The organism is Roseomonas nitratireducens (genome assembly GCF_017813355.1).
GTDB classification, from domain to species: domain Bacteria; phylum Pseudomonadota; class Alphaproteobacteria; order Acetobacterales; family Acetobacteraceae; genus Neoroseomonas; species Neoroseomonas nitratireducens.
The window spans coordinates 17,897-38,258 of sequence record NZ_JAGIYZ010000028.1; the positions used below are offsets into that span (position 1 = coordinate 17,897).

The window sequence follows — 20,362 nt, forward strand, 5'->3', positions numbered from 1 at the left end:
GCCGTGCCTCGGCCACGCGCCGGGTGTCCCGGCGCGGCCGGGGCATCCGGCCGCCGGCGTCAGTTCTCCGGCCGGAAGCCGCTGTCGCGCACGATGCGGGCCCAGTCCTCCCGCTCCGCCCGGATGCGGGCGGCGAAGGCGGCGGGGGTGTCCGAGGTGGTGGGCGCGTATTCCAGCCGTTCGAGCGCTGCGACCATCTCCGGCGTCGCGGCCGCGGCACGGATCGCGCGATGCAGGCCATCGACCAGCGACGCGGGCGTGCCGGCGGGCAGCAGCGCGCCGAACCATTCGTCCTTGTTGAGGTCCGGGTGGCCGAGCTCGGCGAAGGTCGGCACATCCGGGAAGCGCGGATTGCGCGCGGCGGAGGAGACGGCGAGCAGCCGCAGCCCCTGCCCGTGATGCGTCGAGACATCCCCCAGCACGCCGATGAAGCAGGCGAGCCGCCCCGCGATCACGTCCTGCACCGCCGGCGCGGCGCCGCGATAAGGCACGTGGTTCATCGACACGCCGATCTTCCGGCCGAGCACGATGCCCATGAAGTGCGGCGCCGATCCCGCAGCGGGCGACGCCCAGGCGATATCGCCGCGCTGCGCCTTCGCCCAGTCGATCCAGGCCGGCAGGCTCTGCGCCGGATGGTCCTTCGGCACGGCGAAGGCGAAGGGAAAGGTGCAGACGGTCGAGACCGGGATCAGGTCCGTCAGCGCGTCGTAGCGCACCTCCCGCGGGAAGACATGCGGCTGGAGCGTCAGCATGGAGGCCGGCGTCTGCAGCCAGGTCAGCCCGTCCGCATCCGCGCCCTTGACGAATTCGACCGCGATCCGCCCGGCCGCGCCGACCCGCCCGTCCACCACGATGGACGGCGCGTAGGCGCCGCGCAGGCGCTCGGCATACAGCCGCGCGACCACGTCGGAGGACCCGCCGGGCGGGAAGCCGATGACGATGCGCGCGGGGCGTTGCACGGTCTGGGCGCGCGCGGCGCCGGCGGTGGCGAGCAGGCCGAGCGCGGCGCGGCGGCCGATGGCGAAGGTCATGGGTTGTATCCTCCCTGTGCTTGCCGCCGACATAGGGCCTGGAAGGCCCGCCGCGCCAGGGGGATGCGCGGCGCGGGCCGCCGCCCGGCTACAGGCCCAGGCCCGGCACCAGCAGCACCTCCAGCGCCGCGCGCTGCGCCGGCGGGATCGGGATCGCCTTGCGCGCCTTGAGGTCGAAGGCGACGCCCACGGCTTCCGCCGCCGCGACCGGCGCGCCCGTCTCGCCATCGTGCAGGATGTGCGTCCAGGTGGTGGTCTTCTCGCCGAGCGCGCGCAGGCCGCTCGTCACCGTCACCAACTGGCCGGCGCGCAGCGGCGCGAGATGCACGAGGCGGTATTCCAGCGCCGCGCCGCCGACCCCTTCCTCCTTCACCCCGAGCCCCGTGCCGCGGTTGCGCAGGTTCGGCACGCCGTCCCAGACGCGGGCGATGACGCCGTCCGGGCGCATGATGCCGTCCGCGTCGCACTCATGCGGGCGGACGGCGCCGCGATAGGCCTCGGCCAGGCCCATGGCGCGCGACGCCGCCCGATCCGGCAGGGCGCGGGGCGGATCGAAGCCTAGGCCGCGCGGCGCCGCATGGTCGGGCCGGGCGACCTTGAGCGCCGCGGCCCGCGGCAGGGCCGGCAGGGGCCCATCGTCGAAGGCGCCGAGGTCGGTGACGAAGGTCGCGGCGGGCTGGTCGGTCGCGCTGTTGCGGATCTCGGCGAAGCAGCGCAGCCGCCCGGCTTCCGCCCCGATGATGCCGCCCAGGATGGTGAAGGGCGTGCCGGGCGCCATCTCCCGCAGGAAGCGGATGTGCTGGTCGCGCACCGCCAGGCGCTGCGCCGGGACCGGCAGCCCGGCCTCCAGCAGCAGCCAGGACAGCGCATCGGCCACCCGCGCGACGTAGTGGCGCACATTCATGTGCCCCATCACGTCGCATTCCTCCTGCTGCACGCTGCCGCGGCCGATGACGATCACGCGCTTCTCCACCCTGGTCTGCCGCCGCAGATCAGCGCGCCCGCGCCGCCCCGGCAAGCCGGGCTTGCGCGAAAGGGGCGCCGGCGGGAGCATCGGCGCAACCAGGGGAAGGAAGCGCAGCATGGATGTCGGCCTGTTCAGCCTGATGGGCTATCGCGACCGCGGCACGCCGACCGCGGCGATCTACGACACCGCCATCGCGCAGGTGAAGGCCGCCGAGCAGGCCGGCTTCGGCATCGCCTGGTTCGCCGAGCATCATTTCTCCAACTACTGCGTCTGCCCCTCGCCGCTCATGATGGTCGCGCGGCTGGCGGGGGAGACGAGCCGCATCCGCCTCGCCTCCGGCGTCGTCATCGTGCCGCTGTACCATCCGGCGCGGCTGATCGCGGAGGTCGGCATGGTGGACGCGCTGACGCATGGGCGGCTCGTTCTCGGCATCGGCAGCGGCTACCAGCCCTATGAATTCGAGCGCTTCGGCCAGGACCTGTCGGAATCGACGCCCCGCCTGCTCGAGGTGATGGGCATGATGGAGAAGGCCTTCGGCGCCGAGACCTTCGCCCATGACGGCGCGCACTACGCCATGCCCGTCACGCACATTGCGCCGCGTCCCGCGGGCGCGATGCCGGAGGTCTGGGTGGCGGGCGACAATCCCGACCTGCACCGCTACGCCGCCGAGCGCGACTGCGTGGTGATGGTGACGCCGCGCCACTTCACCCCCGCCATGCTGGCCGCCGCCCGCCGGCGCTTCGAGGAGATACGCCGCGGCGTCGGCAAGAACCCCGAGACGCTGCGCTTCGGCGCGATGCGCCCCTTCTGCGTCACCGAGGATGCGGGGGAGGCCGCGCGCTTCCTCGAGAACGCCCGCTGGCAGATCCGCCTGTCGCAGAGCCTGCGGCGGCGCGAACAGGCGATGGATGGCGGGATGCTGGTCGAGAAGACCTGGGAGGGGGAGCCGAGCCTCGAGGAGATGGGCGCCCACATGATGGTCGGCGATGCCGCGACCGTCGCGGCGCGCATGGCCGCCGAGATCCGCGCCGCAGCCCCCTGCCACTACCTTCTCCAGGTCCAGCTGGGGGACATGGACCCGGCGGTGGGGATGCGCTCGATCGCGGCCTGGCAGCGCCAGGTCAGGCCCATCCTGGAACGGGAATTCGGGCCCCTGGAGCGGATCGGGATCGCGGCCCCCGCCGCCGCTTGACCCCGGGCGGGCGGATTTGCCACGCTCCCCTCGTGGGGAACCTGGTTCCTGTCCGCACCGGGGATGACGACACGCTGTGGGCCGTGGTGGCCACGGTCGGGCGGAAGAGCCGTGTCGCGGAGGTGTTCCGCTCCCGCGACCAGGCGCTGCACGACAGGGCTTGGCGGGACCAGCAGGTGAAGGCCTATGCGGATTGGCTGGTGCGGGCGAAGCAGCCCGTGCCGCATTATTCCGTGACGCCGATCCGCCGGTCCGAATTGCCGCGCAAATGGACCCCCTTGCCCGCGCTGGGCTTCCTGCGCGGGCAGATGATCTGAAGATCCGTTAGGCGATTTCCTGCTTCAGCTTCAGGTCGCGCTGCAGGCGCAGCGGCACGCCGCGGCGGTCGCAGGGGGCGACGTAGCTGGTCGGGATCGCGGTCGCGATCGGCATCAGCGCGGTGGATGGGCGGGAGAATCCGGCGAAGCGGATGTCGAGCCCATCCCGCCCGCGCACGCGCAGCACTTCCCCCCATTCCCCGGCGCGCGCGGTCACGATCGGCCCCGGCTCGTCGCGCACGAGCCGCACCATGTCGCCCGTTTCGTAGATCGGGACGGGCGAACCGTCCGCCTGGTAGGTGACACGCATGTCGTCCCCCGCTGGAATGAGACAGTCTTATTTTGTCTCTCGGCCGTGAAGAATTCCTCTACGCGCGGCGACGTTTCGATCCGCCGTCCCGCCGGAGGTCGCGCTGGAGGTCGATGCGCAGGCCCAACTCGTCGCAGGGAATGACGATCCGGGCCGGAATCCCCATCGCGACGGGGATGTCGGTAGTGCGCGGGCGGGAATGGCCGGCAAGCCGGATGTCCAGGCCCTCGACGCCGCGGTTGCGCAGCACCACGCCCCATTCGCCGGCCTGCGCCATCACGATCGGGCCGGGCTCGTCCTGCACGAGGCGGACATGGTCGCCCGGCTCATAGACCGGCACGGCTGTCCCGTCCTCGCGATACGCGATGCGCATGGATCCCTCGGCACTCTCGGCGTCGGGCGGAAGTGTCGCGCGATGCGGTGAAGGAATGGCTTACCCGCCATCCCCCGGGCGCCGCCCGGCCCAGAAGAGCCAGGCAATCCAGCCGAAGGCCGCGAGCAGCAGCGCATGGGCGCCGAGGACGACGAGCACCGTCTCCCAATGCCAGCCCGACAGGCGCAGCGTGGTCCATCCCGCCGGCAGGCTGTGCCAGAGCACCACGCCAAGCACGGCCATGATCATCAGCGCGACGATCGGGTGGCGCTTTTCCGGCGGCAGACCGGGCGGGCGGCGCATCAGCGACATGGCGCGGCGCGGCCCCTATTCGCCGCCGCCGCCGCCGCCATCGCCACTGCCATCGCCGGCGTCCGCGCCATCGCCCTCCTCGCCCTGCCCGCTCCGAACCGCCGCATGGGCGCCGAGCGCGCCGAACCCGAGAAGCATCCCGCCGGCCAGCACCCCGTCACCCAGGGCGAGCAAGGCGATGCCGCCGGCCGCGAGAAGGGCAGCGATGCCGAACTTCGTGGCGCGGCTGGTCCTGGCACGGCGGGTCATGCGCGGAGCCTCGCCCGCGCCGCGGCGTGCCGCAACCCGCGTCGGCTCAGCCGGCCTTGGCAAGCGCGTCGAAGGCCTTCAGCCGCGCGATCAGCGCCGGCATCTCGCGCAGCGGGATCATGTTCGGCCCGTCCGACGGCGCGTGGTCGGGGTCCTGGTGCGTCTCGATGAAAACCGCCGCGACGCCCACCGCGACCGCGGCGCGCGCGAGGACCGGGGCGAATTCGCGCTGCCCGCCGCTGCTCGTCCCCTGCCCGCCGGGCTGCTGCACGGCATGCGTCGCGTCCATCACCACCGGATATCCGGTCTGCGCCATGATCGGCAGCGATCGCATGTCGGCGACCAGCGTGTTGTAGCCGAAGGAAGCGCCACGCTCGCAGAGCAGGATGTTGCGGTTGCCGGTGGAGGCGATCTTGGCCGCGACATTCGTCATGTCCCACGGCGCGAGGAACTGGCCCTTCTTCACGTTGATCGCCTTGCCGGTCTCCCCGGCCGCGAGCAGCAGGTCGGTCTGGCGGCACAGGAAGGCGGGGATCTGCAGCACGTCCACCGCCTCGGCGGCCGGGGCGCATTGCTCGGGCGCGTGCACGTCGGTCAGCACGGGAAGGCCCGTGGCCTCGCGCACCTCGGCGAGGATGGCGAGGCCTTCCTTCATGCCGATGCCGCGGGCGGCCTTCACGCTCGTGCGGTTCGCCTTGTCGAAGGAGGATTTGTAGATCATCGGCACGCCGGCGGCGCGCGCCATCTCGGCCAGCGCGGCAGCCGTTTCCAGCGCATGGGCGCGGCTTTCGATCTGGCAGGGGCCGGAGAGGAACACCAGCGGCAGGTCGTTGCCGAAGGTGACGGGGCCGACGGTGACGTGGTGCATGGGACCTCCTAGGCGTGACCGGAGGGGCGTCGCCCCTCCGGACCACCCCACCAAAGGCCGAAAGGCCTTTGGGAACCAATACTTGGCGCCTGGCTTCGGCGGGCGGGCGGGGTAGGGGGAAGGGGGGGCGCCCTCCCCGGTGGTTCAGACCAGCCTGGCCTGCTTCACCGCCGCCCCGATGAACCCGGCGAACAGCGGATGCGGCTCGAAGGGCTTGGACTTCAGTTCCGGGTGGTACTGCACGCCGATGAACCACGGATGGTCGGGATACTCGACGATCTCGGGCAGGACGCCGTCGGGGGACAGTCCTGCGAAGCGCAGGCCCGCCGCTTCCAGCCGCTCGCGATAGGCGATGTTCACCTCGTAGCGGTGGCGGTGGCGCTCCTCGATCCGCGCCGCGCCGCCATACACCTCGCGCACCAGCGAGCCTTCGGTCAGCAGCGCCGGATAGGTGCCGAGCCGCATCGTGCCGCCGAGGTCGCCCGAGGCGTCGCGCTTCTCGATCGCGTTGCCGCGTTGCCATTCGGTGAGCAGGCCGACGATCGGCTCGCCGCAAGGCCCGAACTCGGTCGAGGAGGCGCCCTTGATGCCGAGCAGGTTCCGCGCCGCCTCGATCACCGCCATCTGCATGCCGAAGCAGATGCCGAAGAAGGGGACCTTGCGCTCGCGCGCGAAGCGCACCGCCTCGATCTTGCCCTCCGTGCCGCGCTCGCCGAAGCCGCCGGGCACGAGGATGCCGTTCACCTTCTCGAGCCGCGCGACCGCTTCCTCGTCATCCTCGAAGATCTGGCTGTCGACCCAGTCGAGGTTGACGCGGACATTGTGCGCGATGCCGCCATGGGTCAGCGCCTCGGACAGCGACTTATAGGCATCGAGCAGGTTGGTGTACTTGCCGACGACGGCGATCGTCACCTCGCCCTCGGGCTGCTTGACCGCGCCGACGATGCGCTCCCAGCGCCGCATGTCGGGCTCGCCATAGGCCGAGAGGCCGAAATGGCGCAGCACTTCCTGGTCGAGCCCTTCGCGGTGATAGGCGAGCGGCACCTCGTAGATGGTGCTCGCATCGAGCGCGGGGATGACGCTTTCCGGCCGCACGTTGCAGAACAGGGCGATCTTGCGCCGCTCATTCTCCGGGATCGTGCGGTCGCAGCGGCACAGGAGGATCTGCGGCTGGATCCCCAGGCCGAGCAGTTCCTTCACGGAATGCTGCGTCGGCTTGGTCTTCAGCTCCCCGGCCGAGGGGATGTAGGGCACCAGCGTCAGGTGCATGAACAGGCTGCGCTGCGGGCCCAACTCGTTGGCCAGCTGGCGGATGGCTTCGAGGAAGGGCAGCGATTCGATGTCGCCGACCGTGCCGCCGATCTCGACCAGGACGAAGTCGTAGGCGTCGGTCTCCGCCTGGATGACTTCCTTGATCTTGTCGGTGATGTGCGGAATGACCTGGACCGTGCCGCCCAGGTAGTCGCCGCGCCGTTCGGCGGCGATCACATCCAGGTAAAGCCGCCCCGTCGTCCAGTTGTCGGCCTTGCGCGCCGCGACGCCGGTGAAGCGTTCGTAGTGGCCGAGGTCGAGGTCGGTCTCCGCCCCGTCGTCGGTGACGTAGACCTCCCCGTGCTGGTAGGGGCTCATCGTCCCCGGATCGACGTTGAGGTACGGGTCCAGCTTGCGCAGCCGGACCTTGTAGCCGCGTGCCTGGAGCAACGCGCCGAGCGAGGCGGAAGCGATGCCCTTGCCGAGGGAGGAGACCACGCCGCCGGTGATGAAGACGAACCGCGCCATGGGCGCCCTCCTTAGACCGGCGCGCGCGGATGCGCCACCCACGCCGATGGCGGGGCGGCGATGCGCCGGGAAGTTGTTGCGAAGCCTGGGTTAGTTGGTCGGCACCGAGGGCAGCGCCGGGGCGGCCGGCGCGCTCGCCGGCGCGGGCGAATCGAGAATCGAGCGGTTCTGCTGCGACGCGCCGCGGTTCAGCAGCGCGAGCGACAGGGCGATGACGAAGAACAGGGTGCCGAGGATCGCCGTCCCCCGCGTCAGCAGGTTCGCCGTGCCCCGCCCACCCATGAAGGAGCCCATCCCCTGGGAGGAGCCGATGCCGAGCCCGCCCCCCTCGCTTCGCTGGAGCAGCACGAAGCCGATCAGCGCGACGGTGACGAACAGGTGGATGACGAGGAGGACGGTGGTCATGGCGCCCGGTATCTAGCGAAGCCAGCCCCCGGCCGCTACCCCGCGGCGCGGGCGATGGCCAGGAAATCCTCGGCGACCAGGCTCGCGCCCCCCACCAGCGCCCCGTCCACATGCGGCAGGGCCAGGATGGCGGCCGCGTTGGAGGGCTTGACGGACCCGCCATACAGGATCCGCAGCCCCTCCCCCTTCCCGGGGAAGGCGGCGACCAGGCGCGCGCGGATCATGGCGTGCATGGCGGCGATGTCGCCCTCGGTCGGCGTCCGGCCGGTGCCGATGGCCCAGACCGGCTCATAGGCCACGACGCCGCCGGCCGCGCCGAAGCCCGTCGGCAGGCTGCCGGCGATCTGCTCCGCCACCACCTCCTCCGCCCTGCCGAGCAGCCGGTCGTCCTCGGGCTCGCCGACGCAGACGATGGGGGTGAGCCCGGCCGCGATCGCGGCCTCAGCCTTGGCGCGGACGGTCGGGTCGGTCTCGCGGTAGGCCGCCCGGCGCTCGGAATGGCCCAGGATGACGAAGCGCGCCCCGGCATCGGCCAGCATGGCGGCGGCGATGTCCCCGGTATGGGCGCCCTTGGGCGCGGCGTGGCAATCCTGCCCGCCCACCGCCACGGGCCCGCCCGCCATGGCCGCCGCGACCGCCGCGACCAGCGTCGATGGCGGGCAGACCAGCAACTCGGCGGCGATCCCGCCTCCGCCCGCGGCCACGGCGTGGGCCAGCGCGAGGCCGTCCGCGGCCAGGCCATGCATCTTCCAGTTGCCGGCGATCAGCGGGCGCACCCCGGGTGTCATGGCCTCTCCTCGACGAATCCTGTCCGCCGCGAGGTAACGGAAATGCCGCCCATGTCCAGCCCGGGGGTCAGGGCTGCGCGACGACGGTGACGCCGATCCGGAACATCCCGGTCGCGACGGCGCCCTGCCTCCCGGTGCCGGTCGCCGTCATCTCGAAGATGTCCGGCCCGGCATAGCCGCGGTCCGGCCGGTAGGCGACGCCATCGGGCGTGACGGTCACGCTGCCATGGGCCGGGGCGCGGGTAACGGCGATGGTCGCGTAGGGCCGGCGTGCCTCGACATCGGCCCAGAGCCGGATCCCACAGGGCCCGCCGCCGTTCGACACCCGCATGGATCCCTCGACGATCCCGCCCTGGCCGTCGCTGCGGAAGGCCGGAACCTGGCACAGGCTCGCCGGTGCCTGTGCCCCGGTCGCCGCGCCCATCGACATCGCCAACGCCACCCGCCGCCAAGCCAGCATCGCGCCTGCTCTCCCCGGGGCCAGTCGCATCATTCCGGAAAGTTGACGTCCAGGCGAGGGGAAATCGGCCTGCCCCTTCCGCCGCCTGATGCGCGCGGGTAGGAACGCGCCATGCTCACCGCGCTCCGCCGCCTCGCCGGCACCTGGGTCGCCAAGATCCTCTTCGCCCTGCTCGTCCTCTCCTTCGCCGTCTGGGGGATCGAGGACGTGGTGCGCAACATCGGCCGCGAGACCGCCGTCGCGCGCGTCGGCGACCTCACGGTCGAACTGCCGGAGGCCCAGGCGGCCGCGCGGCGGGAGATGTCGCGGCTCGCCCGCCAGCTCGGCGACCGCTTCTCGGGCGACGAGAACATCCGCCGGGCGGTCGCGGCCAGCGCGGTCGAGCAGCTGGTCTCCGACCGCGCCCTGCGCACCGAGGCGTCACGCCGGGGCATCGCCGCGCCGGTCGGGGCGGTGCGCGACTCGGTCTTCGCCATCCCGGGGCTGCGCGGGGCGGACGGCGCGCTCTCCCGCCCGCTGCTCGACAGCTTCCTGCGCCAGAACGAGCTGAACGAGGCGCAGTTCCTCGAGATCGTCGCCGGCGACCTGCTGCGCCAGCAGCTGGCCGGGGCGGTGCGCGCGGGCGCGGCGGGGCCCGATGCGCTCTCCGCCCCGCTGCTCGCCTGGGCGATGGAACGGCGCGTGGCCGACATGGTGCTGGTCCCCCGCGCGGCGATGGCCGAGCCCGAGGCGCCGACCGAGGCGCAGCTGCGCCGCCACCAGGAGAACAACCCGGCCCGCTTCTCCGCCCCCGAATACCGGGAGGCGGCGGTCGCGATCCTCTCGCCCGAATCCATCGCGGCCGAGATCGAGGTCAACGACGCCCAGCTCGAACAGGCCTTCGAGCAGCGCCGGGCGCAGTACGAGACGCCGGAGCGCCGGTCGCTCCGCCAGGCGGTGCTGCCCGAGGAAGCGGCGGCGCGCGCGCTCGCCGAGGCCTGGCGCGGCGGCGCGGACTTCGCCGCGATCGAGGCGCAGGCGACCGCGGCCGGCGGCAGCGCGGCCGATCTCGGCCTGCTCGACCGCGCCACCCTGCCGATCCCCGCCATCGCCGCCGCCGCCTTCGGCGCCGCGGCGGAAGGCGTGACCGACCCGCTGCGCAGCCCCTTCGGCTGGCACGTCATCCGCGTCGACCGGATCGAGCCCGCGGTGACGCGCACGCTCGCCGATGTGCGCGACGAGTTGCGGCGGGAGGTGGCGCGCGACCGCGCGCTCGACATGGCGCATGAACGGGCGAACCGGGTGGAGGACGCGCTGGCGGGCGGCGCGACGCTCGCCGACGTCGCGCAGCGCTTCGGCCTGACGCTCGCCGCCGCGACCTTCGATGCCTCCGGCCGCACGCCGGACAACCAGGTGGTCGAGCTGCCGGTGGCCCCGGCGCAGCGCAACGAGTTGCTGCGCGCCGTCTTCGCCGCGCGCCAGGGCGACGCGCCGCGCATGACCGAGATGGGCGACGCCTTCGTCGGCATCGAGATCCGCAGCGTCACGCCACCCGCGCTGCGCCCCTTCGAGAGCGTGGAGGAGGCGGTCCGCGCCGCCTTCCTCGCCGATGCGCGACGTCGCGCGGCGGAGGAACGGGCCGCCGCGATGATGGCCGCGCTGCGCGACGGCAAGACCATGGCCGAGGCCGCCGAGGCCGCGGGCTTCCCGGTGCAGCGGGTCGGGCCGATCGGCCGCAACCCGACCGCCGCCGGGCCCGCCGTGCCGCCCGAGATCGTCGCCCCGCTGTTCGAGGCGCGCGCCGAGGCGCCGACCATGGTCGAGACACGCGACGGCTTCGCGGTCGCGCGCCTGGTCGAGGTGCTGCGCTTCGACCCGGCGTCGGACCCGCTCGGCGTCGGGCGCATCCGCAGCGAGATCGAGCAATCCATGCAGGAGGAGCTCGAGGAGCAGTTCGCGGTGGCGCTGCGCGCGCGCGCCAATGTCCGCATCAACTCCCAGCTGCTGCAGCAGGTGAGCGGCCCATGAACGAGATGTCCTTCGCGGCCTTCCGCCAGGCGCTGGAAGCCGGGCGCGGCAGCATCCTGGTGCGGGAGCGCGTGGCCGACCTCGACACGCCGGTCGGTGCCTTCCTGAAGCTGACGGGCGGGGCGCAGGCGAACGCCTTCCTGCTCGAATCGATCGAGGGCGGTGCGGCGCGCGGGCGCTATTCGGCGATCGGCATGGCGCCCGACCTGGTCTGGCGCTGCCGCAACGGGCGCGCCGAGATCAACCGCCACGCGCTGTCCGCCCCGCATGCCTTCGTGGCGGAGGATGGCGACGCGCTCGAGAGCCTGCGCCGGACCATCGCCGAGGCGCGCATGGTGGTGCCGCCGGGCCTGCCGCCGATGGCCGCGGGGCTGTTCGGCTATCTCGGCTACGACATGGTGCGGCTGATCGAGCGGCTGCCCGCGACGAACCCGGACGTGCTCGGCATCCCCGAGGCGGTGATGACGCGGCCGACGCTGATGGCCGTGTTCGACCATGTGCGGGACACGCTGACGCTCTGCGCGCCGGTCTGGCCCGGCGCCGATCCCGCCACGGCCTATGAGGCCGCGGTGGCGCGGCTCGACGAGGCCGAGGCCGCGCTCGACCGGCCCGTGCCGCGCCCGGCGCCGCCCGCCTCCCTGCCCGCCATGCCGCCGCCCGAGAGCAACTTCTCGGAAGCCGGCTACATCGCGGCGGTCGAGCGCGCGAAGGAATACATACGCGCCGGCGACGCCTTCCAGGTCGTGCCCGCGCAGCGCTTCTCCGCCCCCTTCGCGCTGCCGCCCTTCTCGCTCTATCGCGCGCTGCGGCGGATCAACCCCGCGCCCTTCCTGGTGTTCGGCGATTTCGGCGGCTTTTCCGTCGTGGCCGCGAGCCCGGAGATCCTGGTGCGCTGCCGCGACAACACCGTCACCGTCCGTCCGCTCGCCGGCACGCGGCGGCGAGGTGCTACGCCGGAGGAGGATCGCGCGCTGGAGGTCGAGCTGCTCGCCGATCCGAAGGAGCGCGCGGAGCACCTGATGCTGCTCGACCTCGGCCGCAACGACGTGGGGCGCGTGGCCGAAGTGGGCAGCGTGAAGGTGACGGCGCAGTTCCAGGTCGAGCGCTATTCGCAGGTGATGCATATCGGCTCCGAGGTGCAGGGCCGGCTGCGGGCGGGGCTCGATGCGCTCGACGCCTATTGCGCCGGCTTCCCCGCCGGCACGCTGACCGGCGCGCCCAAGATCCGCGCCATGGAGATCGTCGAGGAGCTGGAGCCGTCCCGCCGCGGCCTCTATGCCGGCGGGATCGGCTATTTCGGCGCCGATGGCGGCATGGACACCTGCATCGCGCTGCGCACCGCCCTGGTGAAGGATGGCGTGATGTACGTGCAGGCCGGCGCCGGCGTGGTGGCCGATTCCGACCCGAAGGCGGAGTACGAGGAGACGGTCCAGAAGGCCCGCGCCCTGTTCCGCGCCGCGGAGGAAGCCGTCCGCTTCGCCTCCGGGCGGCGGTGAAGATGTGCCGGGTTCCGAGGGCCTTTCGGCCCTCGGCGGGAGGGGCCCGGGGAGGGCGGCGCCCTCCCCGCAGCCGCCCATGACGGACGTCGCGCCCCTTCTCGCGCTGGCCGACGAAGCCCGCGCCGCCGGCCGCGTCCTCGAAGCCATCGCCGCCCTGCGCAGCCTGTCCGCCCTCGTCCCCGGCGACACGACCGTCCGTGCCGCGCTGGCCCGCTGCCTGTTCCAGGCCGGCCTCTGGTCGGACGCCTGGGACGCCTACGAGGTCCGCTTCGACCTGCTGCCCGCCGCCTTCCCCCGCGTGACGCGCCCCGGGCCATCCGGCCCCGAGCCGATCCCCGCCTGGCGCGGCCAGGGCCGGCCGGCTTCCGTGCTGGTGATGGGCGAACAGGGCCTGGGCGACACCATCCAGTTCGCGCGCTATTTGCCCCTGCTCGTCGCGCGCGGGATGCGCGTGCATGCGGTGCTCGACCCGCGGCTGCACGCGCTGCTCGCGCCGCTGGCCGAGGGCATCGACCTGCGCAGCAGCACCGCGGCCGGCAGCATTCCCGGCGTGCGCGCCTGGCTGCCGCTGATGGACCTGCCGCGCGCGCTCGGGCTCTCGCCGCAGCAGTATCGCGGACGCGTGCCCTACCTCGCCACGGATCGCGACAGGCGCGCCCGTATGCGCGCGCGCATCGGCGAAGGCGGGCTTCGCATCGGCATCGTCTGGCAGGGCAATCCGGCAGCGCCCGTGGACCGCAACCGCTCGGCGCCGCTCGCCGCCTTCGCGCCGCTCGCCGCGATCCCGGGCGTGCGGCTGTTCTCGCTGCAGAAGGGGCCGGGGGAGGAGCAGGAGGCGCCCTTCCCGCTCGACCGGCTGGGGCCGGAAATGGACACGGGCGCCGACTGGTTCCTCGACACCGCGGCGGCGGTCGAGGCGCTGGACCTCGTCGTCGCGGTGGACACGGCCGTGGTGCATCTCGCCGGGGCGCTGGGACGGCCGGTGCTGATGCTGATGCATGGGCGGCAGGGCGACTGGCGCTGGCTGCATGCGGAGGAGACGCCGCTCTGGTACCCCTCGCTGCGGCTGGTGCGCTGCCCCGGCGGCGGGGCGGACTGGCAGGGCGCGGCGGCGCGCGCGGCGTTCCTGGTGCGCACGGGGAACCTGCCGGTGGCTGTGTGATGTCCTCGAACGGCGGGCCGCGGGGTTTTTGACGCCCTCAGCCGGCGGGCGGCGGCCGTCCGGCCGCCTTGCCTTCGCGCCAAGAACGGGCGCTCCGGGCAGGGCTGAGGGTCTGGGCGCGGTCGCGCTTCGCGCTCCCGGATCGCGGCGTGGCCGCGATCCGCCCGTGTTTCAGGGTTCGCCTAAGGTGCGCGGCTGTCGCGCACCACCGCATCCTCCCGCGCCGCGACCTCCGGCAGCAGCCGCGCGCCCAGGCCTGGGCCTTCCATCGGCAGCACCCAGCCCTGCTCCACGCGCGGCAGCACGGTGACCAGGTCGCGGTACCAGGTGGCGAGCGTCGCGCGCACCACCTCCTGGAACATCGCCGTCGGCGCGTGCATCGCGAGATGGACGGAAGCGATGAGCGTGACCGGCCCCGTGCAGTCATGCGGCGCCACGGGGCGCGCCCAGGCCTCGGCCAGCGCGGCGATCTTGCGCGCCTCGGTCAGGCCCCCGCACCAGGCGAGGTCGAGCATGACGATGTCCGTCGCCCCCGCCACCAGCAGGTCGCGGAAGGCGACCTTGCCGCCCAGCGTCTCGCTCGCGCAGATCGGGGTGCGCACCGCGCGCCGCAGTTCCGCCAGCGAGGCGACGTCGTCCATCTTCGCGATCGGGTCTTCCGCCCAGGTGATCTCGAATTCCTCGAGCGCGCGGCAGATCTGGAAGGCGGCGGGCATCGACCACAGCGAATGGAGCTCGGCCATGATCTCCATCCGGTCGCCCACCGCGCGGCGCACCTTGGCGAAGGGCTCGAGCCCCTTCTTCAGGTCCGACAGCGTGATGGACACGCCCTGCGTCGCCGGCGCGTAGATGTCGAAGGGCCAGATCTTCATGGCGGTGAAGCCTTCCGACAGAAGGCTTTCGGCCAGGGCGCCGGCGTCGCGCATGAAGGCGACCTGGTCGTCATAGGGCCCGCGCATCTCGTCCGCCGCGCCGATGTCGCGGCGCTGCGCGGATTTCGCGTTGTAGTCGTAGCCGGCGCAGGTGTTGTAGCTGCGCACGCGGTCGCGCGCGCGGCCGCCCAGGGCCTCATGCACCGGGATGCCGTGGCGCTGGCCCTTGATGTCCCACAGCGCGATGTCGGTGGCGGACGCCGCGCGCACTTCCGCGCTCGATCCGCCGAAGCCGACATAAGGGGTCAGCAGCAGGCGGGAGATGCCCTCGATGTCGCGGGAATCGCGGCCCAGCAGCGCGGGCGCGACGCTCTCGTGGATCACGGCCTCCACCGCCGCGGCGCCGCGGAACGCCTCGCCGAGGCCGGTGATGCCCTCGTCGGTCGTCACCTCCACCCAGATCAGGTTGGGGCGTTCGCCGATGCGGATGGTGCGGATGTTCGTGATGCGGCTCATTCGGCGCGGATCCCCTGGCGGCGCACCACTTCCTCCCAGCGGGCGACCTCGGCGCGGACATGGACGCCCATCTGCTCCGGGCTGCCGCCGAGCGGTGCGGCGCCGAGTTCGGCCATGCGCGAACGCACGGCCGGGTTCTCCAGCGCGCGGGCGAAGGCGGCGTTGAGCGCGGCGATCGCCGCGGGCGGGGTGCGGGAGGGCGCCATGAAGCCGAACCAGCTGTCGATCGCCATGCCCTGCACGCCCTGTTCCCCGAAGGTCGGCAGGTCCGGCAGCTCGGGGATGCGCGCCTCGCTCACCGCCGCCATGGCGCGCACCGACCCGCCGCGGATATGCGGCAGGATCGAGGGCAGGTTGTCGAAGAACACGTCGACGCGCCCCGCGACGATGTCCGTGATGGCCGGCCCAGACCCGCGATAGGGCACATGCGTCATCTCGATGCCCGTCAGGCTGCGCAGCAATTCGGGGCCGAGATGGTTCGACGCGCCGACGCCGGAGGACGCGAAAGTCAGCCTTTCGCGCCGCGCCAGGGCGATGAACTCCTGGACGTTCGCCGCCGGCAGGTCGCGCCGCACGGTCATCACGTTCCGCACCGCCCCGGTGAGGATCACCGGCGCGAAGTCCCGCAGCAGGTCGTAGCCGGGATTGGCGTAGAGCGCGGGGTTGGCGCCGCAGGGGCCGAAGGCGCATTGCACCAGCGTCGTGCCGTCCGCCGCGCCGCGCGCGGCCTCGGCCAGGCCGATATTGCCGCCCGCGCCGCCGCGGTTCTCCACCACCGCGCCGCGCGGCAGGTGGGGTGTGGCGGCCTCGGCCAGCAGGCGGGCGACGATGTCGCTCGTGCCGCCGGGGGTGAAGGGAACGATGATGCGGACCGGCCTGTCGGGCAGGTCGGCCGCCGCCACGGCGCCCGGCGCGAGCAGCGCCAGGGCCAGGATCACGCGTCGCAGCATTCCGGGGCTTCCTCCGCCTTCGTTGCGGGCAGGCTAGGCGCCTTCCCGCGCCGGCGGAACCCGCCCGCCACCCCCGCGATTCCCCGCCCTTGATTCCCCCGCCCGGCCGGTCCAAGGATCGGCCCCATGATCCTGCTGATCGACAACTACGACAGCTTCACCTTCAACCTGTTCCACTTCCTGGGCGACCTGGGGGCGAAGGTGGAGGTCCGGCGGAACGACGCGATCGATCCGCAGGGCGTGCTCGCGATGAAGCCCGAGGCCGTCGTGCTCTCCCCCGGCCCCTGCACGCCGAACGAGGCCGGCATCTGCCTGCCCCTGATCGCGCTGGCGGCCGAGGCGCGGCTGCCCGTGCTCGGCGTCTGCCTCGGCCACCAGGCCATCGGGCAGGCCTTCGGCGGCAAGGTGATCCGCGCGCCGGAACCGGTGCATGGGAAGGTCTGGCAGGTGCATCACGACGGGCGGGACGTCTTCGCCGGCATCCCCTCCCCCTTCGCGGCCACGCGCTACCATTCGCTGATCGTCGAGCGCGCCAGCATGCCCGACTGCCTCGAGGTCACGGCCTGGACCGAGGACGGGCTGGCGATGGGGCTGAAGCACCGCGACCTGCCGATCTCGGGCGTGCAGTTCCATCCGGAGAGCATCGCCTCCGCCCATGGCCACGACCTGCTGCGCAACTTCCTGACGCTGGCCGGCGCGCGCCTGCCGACGCCCGCCGCCGCCTGAGCCCCACCGTGTCGCTCAAGCCGATCCTCGCGCGGCTGGCCAATGCCGAGCGCCTGAACGAGGCCGAGGCCGAGGAAGCCTTCGGCATCATCATGGGCGGCGAGGCGACGCCCGCGCAGATCGCCGGCCTGCTGATGGCGATGCGCGTGCGCGGGGAGACGGTCGCCGAGATGACCGGCGCGGTGCGCGCCATGCGCGCGCGCATGGCCGCCATCGCCGCGCCTGAAGGCGCCATGGACATCGTCGGCACGGGCGGGGACGCGGCGGGCACGCTCAACATCTCGACCGCCACGGCGATGGTGGTGGCCGGCTGCGGCGTGCCGGTGGCCAAGCACGGAAACCGCGCGCTGTCCTCCCGGTCCGGCGCGGCGGATGCGATCTCCGCCCTCGGCATCTCGCTCGAGGTGCCGCTCGAGCGCCTGCCCGGCGTGCTGGCCGAGGCCGGCATGGTCTTCCTGATGGCCCCGCGCCACCACGCATCGATGCGCCACGCGGCGGGCCCGCGGGTCGAACTCGGCACGCGGACCATCTTCAACCTGCTCGGCCCGCTCGCGAACCCCGCGCGGGTGAAGCGGCAGATGACCGGCGCCTTCGCGCCCGAATGGCTGCGGCCCATGGCGGAGGCGCTGGGGCGGCTCGGCACGGAACGCGCCTGGCTGGTGCATGGCCAGGGGCTGGATGAACTCACGCTGGCCGGCGAAAGCCAGGTGGTCTCGCTGGATCCCGACGGATCGTTGCGCGAGTTCACCGTGACGCCCGAGGATGCCGGCCTGTCCCGCGCCCCGGCCGAGGCGCTGAAGGGCGGCGACCCGGCGCAGAACGCCGCGGCGCTGGAAGCCCTGCTGCGCGGCGCGCCCGGGCCCTATCGCGACGTCGTGCTGCTGAACGCGGCGGCGGCGCTGATCGTGGCCGGCCGCGCCGCCACGCTTGCCGAAGGTGCCGCCATCGCCGCCCGCGCCATAGACGAAGGCGCGGCGCTTGGCGTACTCACCCGCCTCCGCGTCGCCTGCCCCCCCAAGGACGCCCAGCCATGAACGCCCCCCAGGTGATCACGCAAGCCGCCGGCGCCGCCTCGGTGCCCGATGTCCTGGTCCGCATTCTCGCGGACAAGGAGAAGGAGGTGGCCGAGCGCATGGCCACCACCTCGCAGTCCGAGATCGAGCGCGCCGCGGCCGCCGCCCCGCCCGTGCGCGACTTCGTCGGCGCGCTCTGCCAGCGCATCGGGGAAGGCCGCACCGGGCTGATCGCCGAGATCAAGCGCGCCTCGCCCTCCGGCGGGCTGATCCGCGACCCCTTCGACCCGCCCGCGCTTGCCCGCGCCTATGAGGAAGGGGGCGCGGCCTGCCTGTCGATCCTGACCGACGGGCCGTATTTCCAGGGCAAGCGGGAGGATCTGGAGGCCGCCCGCGCCGCCTGCGCGCTGCCCGTCCTGCGCAAGGACTTCATGATCCACCCCTGGCAGGTCTTCGAGGCCCGCGCGATGGGCGCGGACTGCATCCTGCTGATCATGGCCGCGCTGACGGACGAGATGGCGGCGCAGCTGCTCGAACTCGCCCGTTCGCTCGACATGGCGGTGCTGGCCGAGGTGCATGACCGGGCCGAGCTCGATCGCGCGCTCGGGCTCAACACGCGGCTGATCGGCATCAACAACCGCGACCTGCGCAGCCTCAAGACCGACATCGCGACCAGCGAGGAACTGGCGCCGCTGGTGCCCGCCGACCGCCTGCCGGTCGCCGAGAGCGGCATCCGCACCCAGGCCGATGTCCGCCGCATGGCCGCCGCCGGCGCGCATTGCATCCTGGTGGGCGAGCACCTGATGCGCCAGGACGACGTCGCCGCCGCGGCGCGCGAGCTGGTCGAGGCGCGCTGAGCCGCGCCATGGCGCTGACCCATTTCGACGCCGCCGGCCGCGCCGCCATGGTCGATGTCTCGGCCAAGGAGGAGACGGCGCGCACCGCGACCGCGCGCGGGCGCATCGTGATGCAGCCGGCCACGCTGGCGCTGATCCGCGAGGGCCGGGCCGGCAAGGGCGACGTTCTCGGCGTCGCGCGCATCGCCGGCATCATGGCGGCCAAGAAGACGCATGAGCTGATCCCGCTCTGCCACCCGCTGATGATCTCCAAGGTGACGCTCGACCTCGAGCCCGAGGGCGAGGACGCGGTCGCGATCGAGGCGACGGTGAAGCTGTCCGGCCGCACGGGCGTGGAGATGGAGGCGCTGACCGCCGTGACCGTCGCGGCGCTGACCGTCTACGACATGGTCAAGGCGGTGGACCGGTCCATGCGGATCGAGGATGTGCGCCTCGTGCACAAGGCGGGCGGCAAGTCCGGCGAGTTCCGTGGCGCGTGACCTGCTGCCGGTGGCCGATGCGCGCGCGCGCATCCTGGCCGCCCTGGTGCCGACCGCGGCCGAGACGGTCGCCCTGCCCGAGGCCGCCGGGCGCGTGCTGGCCCGGCCCGTCGTCGCGCGGCTGACGCAGCCGCCGTCCGATGTCTCGGCGATGGATGGCTACGCGCTGCGCGCCGCCGATGCGGTGGAAGGTGCCACACTCGCCGTGATCGGCGCCGCGCCCGCGGGCCGGCCCTTCGCGGGCCTCGTCGGGCCGGGGCAGGCGGTGCGCATCTTCACCGGCGGCGTCATCCCCCAAGGTGCCGACGCCGTGCTGATCCAGGAGGATGCGACGCCGGGCGAGGGCACCGTCCGCGTGAATGAGGCGGCGCGCGAAGGCCGGCACATCCGCCGGCGGGGCCTCGATTTCGCGGAAGGGGAGACCGTGCTGCCGGCGGGGCGGCGGCTGACGCCGCGCGACATCGGCCTTGCCGCCGCGTCGGACAATCCCTGGCTCGCGGTGCATCGCCGCCCGCGCATCGGCATCCTGGCGACGGGGGACGAGATCGCACTGCCGGGCGACCCGATCCCGGCGGGGGGCATCGTGTCCTCCAACGCCCATGCGCTGGCCGCGATGATCCGCGGCGCGGGCGGCGACCCGGTGGTGCTGCCGATCGCGCGGGACGATGCGCGCGCCATCGCCGAGGTGGCCGGCACCGCGCATGCCTTCGACCTGCTGGTGACGACCGGCGGGGCGAGCGTGGGCGAGCACGACCTGGTGCAGAAGGCGCTGGGGGCGGAAGGCTTCGAACTCGGCTTCTGGCAGATCGCCATGCGGCCGGGGAAGCCGCTGATCTGGGGCCGGCTCGGGCGCACGCCGGTGCTGGGGCTGCCGGGCAACCCGGTCAGCGCGCTGGTCTGCGGCGTGCTGTTCCTGCTGCCGGCCATCGCGCGCATGGGCGGTCTGCCGGGCGATGCGCCCCCGACGCGGCGCGTGCGGCTCGCGGTGCCGCTGGCGGCCAACGACAAGCGCGCGGACCATCTGCGCGCGAGCCTTTCGACCGATGCCGAAGGGCGGCTGGTGGCGACGCCGGCGCCGGTGCAGGACAGTTCCATGATCGCGACGCTGGCGCGCGCCGATGCGCTGATCCTGCGCGCGCCGCATGCCCCGGCGCTGGAAGCCGGGGCGGAGGCGGAGGCGATCGTGCTGGCGGATCTCGGCGTCTGACCGCTGCCCGAAAAAGGCACGGA

23 protein-coding genes are annotated in these 20,362 nt (G+C 73.2%); 10 read left to right on the top strand and 13 right to left on the bottom strand.

Annotated features, from left to right (window positions below; translation table 11 throughout):
* Positions 1–59: 59 nt before the first annotated feature.
* Entirely contained in the window at positions 60–1,031 is a 972-nt protein-coding gene (locus tag J5Y09_RS21010; protein ID WP_209353820.1) for a Bug family tripartite tricarboxylate transporter substrate binding protein, read from the bottom strand.
* Between the two features lie 88 nt (positions 1,032–1,119).
* Positions 1,120–1,992, bottom strand: a complete 873-nt coding sequence (locus tag J5Y09_RS21015) for a thioesterase family protein (protein ID WP_209353821.1) — start codon at positions 1,990–1,992, stop codon at positions 1,120–1,122.
* A gap of 121 nt (positions 1,993–2,113) precedes the next feature.
* On the opposite strand from J5Y09_RS21015, the gene J5Y09_RS21020 reads away from it, so the two are divergent.
* The gene (locus J5Y09_RS21020; RefSeq protein ID WP_209353822.1) at positions 2,114–3,190 is read left to right on the top strand and encodes an LLM class flavin-dependent oxidoreductase; all 1,077 of its coding nucleotides are present in this window, start codon (positions 2,114–2,116) and stop codon (positions 3,188–3,190) included.
* A gap of 32 nt (positions 3,191–3,222) precedes the next feature.
* A complete protein-coding gene (locus J5Y09_RS21025; protein ID WP_209353823.1) occupies positions 3,223–3,507 on the top strand; it encodes a hypothetical protein in 285 nt (94 codons plus the stop codon).
* 7 nt (positions 3,508–3,514) lie between these two features.
* On the opposite strand, the gene J5Y09_RS21030 is transcribed toward J5Y09_RS21025, so the two are convergent.
* The 9 genes from J5Y09_RS21030 to J5Y09_RS21070 form a co-directional block, all read right to left on the bottom strand.
* A complete protein-coding gene (locus J5Y09_RS21030) occupies positions 3,515–3,817 on the bottom strand; it encodes a hypothetical protein (RefSeq protein ID WP_209353824.1) in 303 nt (100 codons plus the stop codon).
* Between the two features lie 58 nt (positions 3,818–3,875).
* A complete protein-coding gene (locus J5Y09_RS21035) occupies positions 3,876–4,190 on the bottom strand; it encodes a hypothetical protein (RefSeq protein WP_209353825.1) in 315 nt (104 codons plus the stop codon).
* A 60-nt stretch (positions 4,191–4,250) separates the two neighbouring features.
* Positions 4,251–4,502, bottom strand: a complete 252-nt coding sequence (locus J5Y09_RS21040; RefSeq protein WP_209353826.1) for a hypothetical protein — start codon at positions 4,500–4,502, stop codon at positions 4,251–4,253.
* A 15-nt stretch (positions 4,503–4,517) separates the two neighbouring features.
* On the bottom strand, positions 4,518–4,751 hold the full coding sequence (locus J5Y09_RS21045; RefSeq protein ID WP_209353827.1) for a hypothetical protein: 234 nt from the start codon (positions 4,749–4,751) through the stop codon (positions 4,518–4,520).
* Between the two features lie 46 nt (positions 4,752–4,797).
* Positions 4,798–5,619, bottom strand: coding sequence for a 3-deoxy-8-phosphooctulonate synthase (gene kdsA, locus J5Y09_RS21050; RefSeq protein WP_209353828.1), 822 nt, complete (start codon positions 5,617–5,619; stop codon positions 4,798–4,800).
* 144 nt (positions 5,620–5,763) lie between these two features.
* A complete protein-coding gene (gene pyrG / locus J5Y09_RS21055; RefSeq protein WP_209353829.1) occupies positions 5,764–7,398 on the bottom strand; it encodes a CTP synthase in 1,635 nt (544 codons plus the stop codon).
* A gap of 90 nt (positions 7,399–7,488) precedes the next feature.
* Positions 7,489–7,803 carry a preprotein translocase subunit SecG gene (gene secG, locus J5Y09_RS21060; protein ID WP_209353830.1) on the bottom strand — a complete coding sequence of 105 codons (315 nt, stop codon included), beginning with the start codon at positions 7,801–7,803 and terminating at the stop codon, positions 7,489–7,491.
* 35 nt (positions 7,804–7,838) lie between these two features.
* A complete protein-coding gene (gene tpiA, locus J5Y09_RS21065) occupies positions 7,839–8,579 on the bottom strand; it encodes a triose-phosphate isomerase (RefSeq protein WP_209353853.1) in 741 nt (246 codons plus the stop codon).
* A 79-nt stretch (positions 8,580–8,658) separates the two neighbouring features.
* Entirely contained in the window at positions 8,659–9,051 is a 393-nt protein-coding gene (locus J5Y09_RS21070; RefSeq protein ID WP_209353831.1) for an Ig-like domain-containing protein, read from the bottom strand.
* Positions 9,052–9,162: 111 nt separating this feature from the next.
* Between J5Y09_RS21070 and J5Y09_RS21075 the strand changes: the two genes are divergently transcribed.
* The 3 genes from J5Y09_RS21075 (at position 9,163) to J5Y09_RS21085 (ending at position 13,719) form a co-directional block, all read left to right on the top strand.
* Positions 9,163–11,058 carry a peptidylprolyl isomerase gene (locus tag J5Y09_RS21075; RefSeq protein ID WP_209353832.1) on the top strand — a complete coding sequence of 632 codons (1,896 nt, stop codon included), beginning with the start codon at positions 9,163–9,165 and terminating at the stop codon, positions 11,056–11,058.
* Entirely contained in the window at positions 11,055–12,554 is a 1,500-nt protein-coding gene (trpE, locus tag J5Y09_RS21080; protein ID WP_209353833.1) for an anthranilate synthase component I, read from the top strand. The genes J5Y09_RS21075 and trpE overlap by 4 nt, the downstream gene beginning before the upstream one ends.
* A gap of 79 nt (positions 12,555–12,633) precedes the next feature.
* The gene (locus tag J5Y09_RS21085; RefSeq protein WP_209353834.1) at positions 12,634–13,719 is read left to right on the top strand and encodes a tetratricopeptide repeat protein; all 1,086 of its coding nucleotides are present in this window, start codon (positions 12,634–12,636) and stop codon (positions 13,717–13,719) included.
* 182 nt (positions 13,720–13,901) lie between these two features.
* Here J5Y09_RS21085 and J5Y09_RS21090 read toward each other — a convergent pair whose 3' ends face one another.
* A complete protein-coding gene (locus J5Y09_RS21090) occupies positions 13,902–15,107 on the bottom strand; it encodes a mandelate racemase/muconate lactonizing enzyme family protein (RefSeq protein WP_209353835.1) in 1,206 nt (401 codons plus the stop codon).
* Positions 15,104–16,057, bottom strand: coding sequence for a Bug family tripartite tricarboxylate transporter substrate binding protein (locus J5Y09_RS21095; RefSeq protein WP_209353836.1), 954 nt, complete (start codon positions 16,055–16,057; stop codon positions 15,104–15,106). Before J5Y09_RS21095 ends, J5Y09_RS21090 begins: the two co-directional genes overlap by 4 nt.
* Before the next feature lie 126 nt (positions 16,058–16,183).
* On the opposite strand from J5Y09_RS21095, the gene J5Y09_RS21100 reads away from it, so the two are divergent.
* Genes J5Y09_RS21100 through J5Y09_RS21120 form a run of 5 tightly spaced genes read left to right on the top strand, consistent with a single transcriptional unit; the run spans position 16,184 to position 20,339 of the window.
* Positions 16,184–16,783, top strand: coding sequence for an anthranilate synthase component II (locus J5Y09_RS21100; RefSeq protein WP_198377189.1), 600 nt, complete (start codon positions 16,184–16,186; stop codon positions 16,781–16,783).
* Between the two features lie 8 nt (positions 16,784–16,791).
* Positions 16,792–17,817 carry an anthranilate phosphoribosyltransferase gene (gene trpD / locus J5Y09_RS21105; protein WP_342451523.1) on the top strand — a complete coding sequence of 342 codons (1,026 nt, stop codon included), beginning with the start codon at positions 16,792–16,794 and terminating at the stop codon, positions 17,815–17,817.
* On the top strand, positions 17,814–18,653 hold the full coding sequence (trpC, locus tag J5Y09_RS21110; RefSeq protein ID WP_209353837.1) for an indole-3-glycerol phosphate synthase TrpC: 840 nt from the start codon (positions 17,814–17,816) through the stop codon (positions 18,651–18,653). The genes trpD and trpC overlap by 4 nt, the downstream gene beginning before the upstream one ends.
* An 8-nt stretch (positions 18,654–18,661) precedes the next feature.
* Positions 18,662–19,132 (top strand): cyclic pyranopterin monophosphate synthase MoaC, encoded by a 471-nt coding sequence (moaC, locus tag J5Y09_RS21115; RefSeq protein ID WP_209353838.1) that lies wholly within the window; start codon positions 18,662–18,664, stop codon positions 19,130–19,132.
* A 1-nt stretch (position 19,133) separates the two neighbouring features.
* Entirely contained in the window at positions 19,134–20,339 is a 1,206-nt protein-coding gene (locus tag J5Y09_RS21120) for a molybdopterin molybdotransferase MoeA (protein ID WP_209353855.1), read from the top strand.
* Positions 20,340–20,362: the final 23 nt, after the last annotated feature.

What these genes read in the sequence shown, in the direction of transcription:
- J5Y09_RS21045 (WP_209353827.1), bottom strand. Translation starts at nt 4,751, where the DNA reads ATGACCCGCCGTGCCAGGACCAGCCGCGCCACGAAGTTCGGCATCGCT.
- J5Y09_RS21020 (WP_209353822.1), top strand. Translation starts at nt 2,114, where the DNA reads ATGGATGTCGGCCTGTTCAGCCTGATGGGCTATCGCGACCGCGGCACG.
- pyrG (WP_209353829.1), bottom strand. Translation starts at nt 7,398, where the DNA reads ATGGCGCGGTTCGTCTTCATCACCGGCGGCGTGGTCTCCTCCCTCGGC.
- J5Y09_RS21090 (WP_209353835.1), bottom strand. Translation starts at nt 15,107, where the DNA reads ATGAGCCGCATCACGAACATCCGCACCATCCGCATCGGCGAACGCCCC.
- J5Y09_RS21085 (WP_209353834.1), top strand. Translation starts at nt 12,634, where the DNA reads ATGACGGACGTCGCGCCCCTTCTCGCGCTGGCCGACGAAGCCCGCGCC.
- J5Y09_RS21070 (WP_209353831.1), bottom strand. Translation starts at nt 9,051, where the DNA reads ATGCTGGCTTGGCGGCGGGTGGCGTTGGCGATGTCGATGGGCGCGGCG.
- J5Y09_RS21100 (WP_198377189.1), top strand. Translation starts at nt 16,184, where the DNA reads ATGATCCTGCTGATCGACAACTACGACAGCTTCACCTTCAACCTGTTC.
- J5Y09_RS21030 (WP_209353824.1), bottom strand. Translation starts at nt 3,817, where the DNA reads ATGCGTGTCACCTACCAGGCGGACGGTTCGCCCGTCCCGATCTACGAA.
- J5Y09_RS21040 (WP_209353826.1), bottom strand. Translation starts at nt 4,502, where the DNA reads ATGTCGCTGATGCGCCGCCCGCCCGGTCTGCCGCCGGAAAAGCGCCAC.
- trpC (WP_209353837.1), top strand. Translation starts at nt 17,814, where the DNA reads ATGAACGCCCCCCAGGTGATCACGCAAGCCGCCGGCGCCGCCTCGGTG.
- moaC (WP_209353838.1), top strand. Translation starts at nt 18,662, where the DNA reads ATGGCGCTGACCCATTTCGACGCCGCCGGCCGCGCCGCCATGGTCGAT.
- secG (WP_209353830.1), bottom strand. Translation starts at nt 7,803, where the DNA reads ATGACCACCGTCCTCCTCGTCATCCACCTGTTCGTCACCGTCGCGCTG.
- trpE (WP_209353833.1), top strand. Translation starts at nt 11,055, where the DNA reads ATGAACGAGATGTCCTTCGCGGCCTTCCGCCAGGCGCTGGAAGCCGGG.
- J5Y09_RS21095 (WP_209353836.1), bottom strand. Translation starts at nt 16,057, where the DNA reads ATGCTGCGACGCGTGATCCTGGCCCTGGCGCTGCTCGCGCCGGGCGCC.
- J5Y09_RS21010 (WP_209353820.1), bottom strand. Translation starts at nt 1,031, where the DNA reads ATGACCTTCGCCATCGGCCGCCGCGCCGCGCTCGGCCTGCTCGCCACC.
- J5Y09_RS21035 (WP_209353825.1), bottom strand. Translation starts at nt 4,190, where the DNA reads ATGCGCATCGCGTATCGCGAGGACGGGACAGCCGTGCCGGTCTATGAG.
- J5Y09_RS21075 (WP_209353832.1), top strand. Translation starts at nt 9,163, where the DNA reads ATGCTCACCGCGCTCCGCCGCCTCGCCGGCACCTGGGTCGCCAAGATC.
- kdsA (WP_209353828.1), bottom strand. Translation starts at nt 5,619, where the DNA reads ATGCACCACGTCACCGTCGGCCCCGTCACCTTCGGCAACGACCTGCCG.